The organism is Streptomyces sp. NPDC055078 (genome assembly GCF_053607985.1).
Window position 1 is genome coordinate 1 of record NZ_JBSGUP010000478.1, and the last position, 6,323, is coordinate 6,323.

General features: G+C 71.7%; 6 protein-coding genes. 3 read left to right on the forward strand and 3 right to left on the reverse strand.

All coding sequences use genetic code 11. The annotated features are described in order from the left end of the window. From ACWF94_RS29730 to ACWF94_RS29740, 3 genes are all read right to left on the reverse strand, one after another. Positions 1-1,013 (reverse strand): ROK family transcriptional regulator (locus ACWF94_RS29730; RefSeq protein WP_453495221.1); only part of this gene is annotated, 1,013 nt, incomplete at its 3' end. 178 nt (positions 1,014-1,191) lie between these two features. Beyond that, positions 1,192-1,680 (reverse strand): NUDIX domain-containing protein, encoded by a 489-nt coding sequence (locus ACWF94_RS29735; RefSeq protein ID WP_453495224.1) that lies wholly within the window; start codon positions 1,678-1,680, stop codon positions 1,192-1,194. A 62-nt stretch (positions 1,681-1,742) separates the two neighbouring features. After that, positions 1,743-2,690 (reverse strand): beta-ketoacyl-ACP synthase III, encoded by a 948-nt coding sequence (locus ACWF94_RS29740; protein WP_453495226.1) that lies wholly within the window; start codon positions 2,688-2,690, stop codon positions 1,743-1,745. Positions 2,691-2,935: 245 nt separating this feature from the next. On the opposite strand from ACWF94_RS29740, the gene fdhD reads away from it, so the two are divergent. From fdhD to ACWF94_RS29755, 3 genes are all read left to right on the forward strand, one after another. Then, positions 2,936-3,769, forward strand: a complete 834-nt coding sequence (gene fdhD / locus ACWF94_RS29745) for a formate dehydrogenase accessory sulfurtransferase FdhD (RefSeq protein ID WP_453495235.1) — start codon at positions 2,936-2,938, stop codon at positions 3,767-3,769. Positions 3,770-4,265: 496 nt separating this feature from the next. Continuing rightward, positions 4,266-5,795 (forward strand): hypothetical protein, encoded by a 1,530-nt coding sequence (locus ACWF94_RS29750; RefSeq protein WP_453495229.1) that lies wholly within the window; start codon positions 4,266-4,268, stop codon positions 5,793-5,795. Positions 5,796-5,900: 105 nt separating this feature from the next. Continuing rightward, positions 5,901-6,254, forward strand: a complete 354-nt coding sequence (locus tag ACWF94_RS29755; RefSeq protein ID WP_453495232.1) for a hypothetical protein — start codon at positions 5,901-5,903, stop codon at positions 6,252-6,254. Positions 6,255-6,323 lie beyond the last annotated feature (69 nt).

Here is a 6,323-nt window from a genome sequence, read left to right on the forward strand (position 1 = left end):
ACCCCGCCGCCTATCACCACACGACCGGGGTTGAAGAAGCTGACGAGTCCCGCGATGACCTGGCCGACCCGGTTGCCGCCCTCGCGGATGAGTTCGAGTGACGCGCTGTCGCCGGCGGCAGCGGCGGCGGCCACATCGATCGCGCTGAGCTTTCCGGCCGCCGCCAGCCGTTCGGCGAGTTCGGGGGAGCGTCCGCCACGGGCCGCTTCCTCGGCGTCGCGCGCGAGCGCGGCACCGCTGAAGTGGGCCTCCAGACAGCCCTTGTTGCCGCAGGCGCAGGCGCGGCCGTAGGGGTCGACCTGGATATGGCCGATGTCGCCCGCGCTGCCGGTGGTGCCCCGGTAGACCTCGCCGCCGACGACGATGCCGCAGCCGATACCCGTACCGATCTTGACGCAGAGGAAGTCGGCCACGGAGCGGGCGACACCCGCGTGCTGCTCCCCCACCGCCATCAGATTCACGTCGTTGTCGACCATGACCGGACAGCCGAGGTCCTGACTGAGGGCCTCACGGACGGGGAAGCCGTCCCAGCCGGGCATGATCGGCGGGGCGACCGGGACGCCCTCGGGGAAGCGGACCGGCCCCGGGACACCTATCCCCGCGCCGTCGAAGCCCTCGGCGAGGCCGGTGGCCCTGAGCTTGGCCGCCATCGACAGCACCTGCTCGAAGATCGCGACGGGCCCCTCGCGGACGTCCATGGGGTGGTTGAGATGACCGAGCACCTCCAGTTCCGCGTTGGTGACCGCGACATCTATCGAGGTCGCGCCGATGTCGACGCCGAGGAAGCGCAGTTCGGGTGCGAGCCGGATGTTGTGGGAGCGGCGTCCGCCGCGCGATGCGGCGAGTCCGTCGGCGACGATCAGCCCGGTCTCCAGCAGCCGGTCGACCTCGACGGCCAGTTTGGAGCGGGACAGATCGACCAGATCGCCGAGCTGGGCACGGGAGTTCGACCCGCCGTCGCGCAGCAGCTTCAGCAGTCGCGCCTGATGCGCGTTCGCAGGTCGAGCGGTCATGCGTCTCAACTGCCCCTCCCCTCCCCTGGCCTTCGGCATTGGGGAACCCCATCCGCTCTCATTGATCGAGCTTTCGAGGGGAACGTAGCAGCGCTTTCTCCAAGTGGGAAGAACTTGCGCAGAGATCCGGCGCAACTTCTTCCACACTCGGGACAAAGGGTGGGGCATTCGGGGACGATCAAGGCATTCGGCGCTCCCGGTCCGCGCTCAGCAGCTCCGTCAGCCGGTCGAGAAAGACCCGCTGCCCGGCCACGAGCCTGCGGTAGGCGCGCGCCAGAGGGGTCCACTCCGCCCGGTCGATCTCCGGGAACTCGGCCATCCGCCCCGAGCGCGGGGGCCACTCCATGGTGAAGGTCCCCGGTACCACAAGCGCGGTGTCGAGGTCCGCCTCCATGGCCCAGACGGTCACGATCTTGCCGCCCGGCTGCCGGGCCTCACCCAGCGGACGCCACTCCCCCACGGGCGGCGCGAGCCCCAGCTCCTCCTCGAACTCCCGCCGCGCCGCCGCCATGGGAGCCTCCTGCTGGGTGTACTCCCCCTTCGGCACCGACCAGGACTGCTCGTCCCGGCCCTCCCAGAAGGGTCCGCCCATATGGCCGATGAGGATCTCGACGCTCTCGCCCCGGCCGCGGAACAGCAGCAGCCCCGCGCTTCGCTTGGTCACCATGGCGTCAGTCTGCCTGGCTTCCGGGCCCCGCACGGTCGCTTGAGGGGCGCATCGGGGGCGCTTCAGGGGCAGCGGATGATCTGACCGGCGTACGAGAGGTTGCCGCCGAAGCCGAACAGCAGCACCGGGTCGCCCGACGCGATCTCACCGCGCTCCACGAGCTTGGCCAGGGCGAGCGGAATGGAGGCGGCCGAGGTGTTGCCTGACTCCACCACATCGCGGGCGATCACCGCGTTCACCGCGCCGATCTTCTGGGCCATGGGCTCGATGATCCGCAGATTCGCCTGGTGCAGCACCAGCGCGGCCAGCTCCTCCGGCAGCACGCCGGCGCGCTCGCAGATCCGGCGCGCGATGGGCGGCAGCTGGGTGGTGGCCCAGCGGTAGACGGCCTGGCCCTCCTGGGCGAACCGGGGCGGGGAGCCCTCGATCCGTACCGCGTGGCCCATCGCCGGGACCGAACCCCACAGCACGGGGCCGATCCCGGGCTCCTCGTCATCCGGCGACGCCTCCACGATCGCGGCGCCCGCGCCGTCGCCGGTCAGCACACAGGTGGTGCGGTCGGTCCAGTCGGTGATCGCGGTCATCTTGTCCGCGCCGATCACCAGGACCCGGTCCGCCGAACCGGCCCGTACGGCGTGGTCGGCGGTGGCCAGGGCGTGGGTGAACCCGGCGCAGACCACATTCAGGTCCATCACGGCGGGCGAGGCCATGCCGAGCCGGGCGGCGACCCGCGCCGCCGTGTTCGGGGAGCGGTCGATCGCCGTGGACGTGGCGACCAGGACGAGCCCGATGTCCCCGGGGGTCAGCCCGGCGGCGGCGAGTGCCTTGGCGCCCGCGTGGGCGGCCAGTTCGTCGACCGGTTCGTCGTCCGCCGCCCGGTGGCGGGTCTCGATCCCGACGCGGGAACGGATCCACTCGTCGCTGGTGTCGACCAGGGCCGCCAGGTCCTCATTGGTGAGCACCGCTGCGGGCTGGTAGTGCCCGAGTGCGACGATGCGTGAGCCGGTCATGTGCGGATCCCCTCCGTGCGGGCAGTCGAATGCCCCAGTCTTCGCTGCTACCCCCGGGTACGAGGGCAGGTGATCCCACAGGATTCCGGGTGCGGAATTTGGAGCTTCCCCAAGGGTGTCACGGTGGCCCGCCCCGGGCGACCGGCGGGGTCGGGGCGCGGGACAATGAGACTTCCACCACGGACAGCCGTACGCGGCAGGCACGGACCGCCGTACGCGGCAGCACAGAATCGGATGTGAGCACCATGGGACGGGTCACCGAGCGCCGCCGGACCCTGCGGATCAGGGACGGCGCGGTCTCCACCCGGCCCGACACCCTGGTGGCCGAGGAACCGCTGGAGATTCGGCTGAACGGGAAGCCGCTCGCGATCACCATGCGCACCCCGGGTGACGACTTCGCGCTCGCGGCGGGATTCCTGGTCAGCGAGGGAGTGATCGGGGCGGCGGACGAGGTGCGGTCGATCGTGTACTGCGCCGGGGCGACCGCCGACGGGACCAATACGTACAACGTGGTGGATGTCCAGCTGGCCCCCGGGGTGCCTGTCCCCGACATCACCCTGGAGCGGAACGTCTACACCACGTCGTCGTGCGGTCTGTGCGGCAAGGCCAGCCTCGACGCCGTACGGACGCACGCCCGCTTCCCCATCGCCGACACCCCTCCGGTACGGCTCACCCCCGCGCTGCTCTCGCTCCTGCCCGACCGGCTGCGGGCGGCCCAGCGCGTCTTCGACCGGACCGGCGGGCTCCATGCCGCCGCCCTCTTCACCGAGGACGGCGAGCTGCTCGATGTCCGCGAGGACGTCGGACGGCACAACGCGGTGGACAAACTGATCGGCCGCGCGGTGCAGAACGGCGACCTGCCCCTGTCCCGGGCGGTGCTGCTCGTCTCGGGGCGGGCGTCGTTCGAGCTGGCCCAGAAGGCGGTGATGGCCGGGGTGCCGGTGCTGGCCGCGGTGTCCGCGCCGTCGTCGCTGGCGGTGGATCTGGCGGGGGAGGCGGGGCTGACGCTGGTGGGGTTTCTGCGGGGAGCGAATATGAATGTGTACGCGGGGGTGGAGCGGGTGGTGTTGCCGGGCTGACGCGCCTTGGCGTGCCCTGGGCTCCGCGCCGTGGACCTCCGGCCCGGGTGTCCGGGTCCCCGATCGGCGCGGGCGGTCCGGCCGCCGGCCCGGCCGAGACCGCGAGCCGCTCCCGGGGCTCCGCGGTGTGAGCCTCCGGCCCGGCTGGGTGTCCGGGCACACGCCCCGGCGAGGCGGTCCGGCCACAGGCCCGGCCGAGACCGCGAGCCGCTCCCGGGGCTCCGCCCCGAACCGCCCCCTACGCCCTGCGGCGTGGGGGGACCCCCAGCGCCTCAAACGCCGGCGGGGCTGAATTTGCCCGGCTGTCGGATTTGCCGGACCAGGTAGCGAGTTTCCAGGCGGGCCAACGCCGGCGGGGCTGGATTTGCCAGGTCAGATTTGCCGGACCGGGTATGCGAGCCTCCGATCGGTCGCTGGAGGGGGGACGTGCGCGATTGGGGGACAGGCGCGGGGGTTCTCTCTAGGCTGGAGGGTGGCATCAGATGGAGGGGGACCGATGACGCCACGAACCTTGCCGCCCCTGCCGCAGTACCGCGATGACGCGGTTACCCGGCTGCTGTGCGCGCACACTCATCTGGACGAGGGATTCGCCCAGGAAGTGCTGGACGAGTTCACGGCGGACCGGCTGAAGGCGATCGGACTGCCGCTCGGGATCAATCTGGTGGCGCTGGTGCGGCACGCCAGGGCGGCGCAGCAGCGCCGGAGGTTCCGGGACACACAGCTTGCCGTACTGCTGCTCGTGGTGGTCGGAACGCTGGTCGCCGCGCTGGTGGCGCTGGTGGACGGCCGGCAGAGCGCGGCCACGGGATTCGCGGCGGGTACCGGGGTCGCGCTGCTGGTGGCCGCGGGCGCGGTCCACCACACGGGGCACTCGGCGTGGCGGGCCGCCCGCGCGGCGTACCGGGACAGGCGGAAACCGCAGGATCTCGCGCCCGCGCTCGACCCGAAGACGGAGGAGCGGCTCAAGGCGCTGCGGCTGGCGAATGTGGTGCCGTATGACGCACGGGCGGAGGCGGTCAATCCGTTCGTCGGCAGCGGCGAGAAGATCAAGGAGTTCGTCTGGCCGAGCCTGGACGTCGGGCGGCCCGCGGACGCGCCCGGCGGCGGCAAGCTCACCATCAGGCCGTTCGACCCGGTCGATCTGCACACGTTCATGGCCCGGGAGATGGGCGACATAGCGGGCCTGGATGGGCTGCGGGCCCGTAATCGCCTCTATGTGCGCGGGCTCCATGTACGCAGCCTCGGCGCGCAGTTGCTGCCCGACCCGCTGGGCCGTCCCCTCGCGCGGATCGACAAACAGCTCGTCCAGTCCGGTGTGCTCCGCGAGGGCGGCGGCATGCGGACCTATCTCAGCCTGGAGATGGTCGGCAGCGGCGGCAAGTACGTGGTGTCGATGCATCTGCGGGCGCGCAAGACCGGCGACCGGCTGTCCTGGCAGGTGGCGGCGTATGTTCTGCCGCCCGTGCGGGCACGGTTCGACTATGTCGCCTATCTGCCGCTCGGGGGCACCGAGGAGTGGTGGGCGCTGGTGAAGTTCACCGCGAGCAGTCTGCGCTGGATGCTGCTGGGCTCACCCGGGCGGATCCTGCGGCGGTACTGGCACGGCGCGGACCGGCGCCGGACGCTGCGGAAGATCCGGCGGGAGATCACCAAGCACCATGTGGTGTACGACTACGGGGCGCTGGACAGCCTGCGCGAGCGCGCCGCCACCGACGCGGATCTGATGGAGTACGACGAGCGCATGGACGCCACCGATGTCCTGCAGAGGCTCCAGGACGGTGTCCTGGTCGCGACGCGGAAGTTCCTCAAGGATCACAACATCGACACCAGCGACCTGGACCAAGCCCAGAATGTGATCACCAACCAGACGTACAACATCGGCCAGGTCACCGGCGGACAGCACCAGTTCGGCAACCAGAACACCAACACCAACACCCCCGGAGGGGGAGGCGGCGGGGGAGGTGGCGGGCAGCAGGGCCAGGCCGGGCCGCAGGCACAGCCCGCGGGCGGCGGCAAGACCACCTGATCCGGCGGCGCCGCCCACCGCTTCCGCACCAGCGCACAGCACACACCACGCCCAACACCTCACAGCCAACACCTCACGCCCAACACCCACGGAACGGGGTCCTCGGTGAACACCTACAACTTCGGCGACATCAGCGGCGGCCGGCACCAGTTCGGCAACCAGAACACCAACATCAATGTCTCCGGGCAGGGCCGGGTGGAGATCAACCAGGACGGCGCGTCCGCCGAGGCCGTGGCGCGGCTGGCGGCGGAGCTGGTGCAGCAGCTCCGTAGCGAGCGCCCCGGTCTTGTCGGGCACGCGGAGCTGGTGCAGGGCGAGATCGTCACCGCCCAGGAGGAGGGCCGGGCGATCGAGGAGGGCCGGGTCCGCCGCTGGCTGGAGACCATTCAGGCGGGTGTGGGCGCGAGCGGCGGCGCGCTGGCCCTGGCCCAGGCGCTGGGCGGGGCGCTGGGGCTGTAGGCCCCAGGCCGCGGGGCGGCCCCGCCCAGGCCACCGGTCCGCCCCCGCGCCGCGCGGTCCGGGTGGCGC

Coding starts and splice junctions, on each gene's coding strand:
- ACWF94_RS29735 (WP_453495224.1), bottom strand. CDS start 1,680: ATGGTGACCAAGCGAAGCGCGGGGCTGCTGCTGTTCCGCGGCCGGGGC.
- ACWF94_RS29740 (WP_453495226.1), bottom strand. CDS start 2,690: ATGACCGGCTCACGCATCGTCGCACTCGGGCACTACCAGCCCGCAGCG.
- fdhD (WP_453495235.1), top strand. CDS start 2,936: ATGGGACGGGTCACCGAGCGCCGCCGGACCCTGCGGATCAGGGACGGC.
- ACWF94_RS29750 (WP_453495229.1), top strand. CDS start 4,266: ATGACGCCACGAACCTTGCCGCCCCTGCCGCAGTACCGCGATGACGCG.